This is a genomic window from Petroclostridium xylanilyticum (assembly GCF_002252565.1).
Classification (GTDB): Bacteria; Bacillota; Clostridia; order SK-Y3; family SK-Y3; genus Petroclostridium; species Petroclostridium xylanilyticum.
In genome coordinates this window covers 1-770 of the sequence record NZ_NPML01000020.1, presented here as the reverse complement: position 1 = coordinate 770, position 770 = coordinate 1, and the positions used below count along the sequence as shown (strand labels likewise).

Annotated in this window: 1 protein-coding gene; it reads left to right on the top strand. The window is 30.3% G+C overall.

The window, feature by feature from the left end; genetic code table 11:
- A partial coding sequence (locus CIB29_RS15165) for a helix-turn-helix domain-containing protein (RefSeq protein WP_157910323.1) occupies positions 1 to 739 on the top strand: 739 nt, incomplete at its 5' end.
- Positions 740 to 770: the final 31 nt, after the last annotated feature.

Here is a 770-nt window from a genome sequence, read left to right as displayed (position 1 = left end):
GGCTGAACAGGCTCTTAATTATGTTACTGATACAAATGACGCAATTGTGTGGTATCAGAATATACCAAAGGAAAGTGATATCTACTACTATCCATTAGATTTTGAACAAAGACTTATTAATTATGTAAAAGCAGGTGATTTAATACAAGTACAAAAACTATTGTCTATAATTTATGAAGAAAACTTTATATCAAGAAGTTTATCAATTTATATGTCAAAAGAACTGATTTATGAACTGAAAAGTACTATTATCAAGCTAATGTCTCAGTTTGCAGATCAGGATGCCATAAAAAAAATAGTTAAAAGTATAGATGTTTCTAATACGATAGAGCAAAATTTTAAATTAGTAGAAACTATCTTTAGCAAAATGTGTGAATTGGTCCAACAGCAAAAGAGCAATAATAATTTAGAGCTTATGAATAATATAAAAAAATATATTGATACTAACTATATGCATCAGGACCTTGGACTTTATAAAGTATCTTCCCAATTTAATTTATCAGAGGGATACTTCTCTCATTTATTCAAAGAGCAAACTGGAATAAACTTTACCGATTATCTTGAAAAGGTTAGATTAGACCATGCTTGCAAGCTTCTAAAAAATACGGAGCTTAACATCAATGATATTGCTGAAATGGTAGGTTACAACAGTGCCCAATCCTTTAGACGCGCATTTAAGCGAATATATGGCATAAGTCCAACTGCATTAAGAAAGGGCAACTCCACAACCACCTCTTAAAAAAAGGTGGTTGTTTTATTATATTATGCAA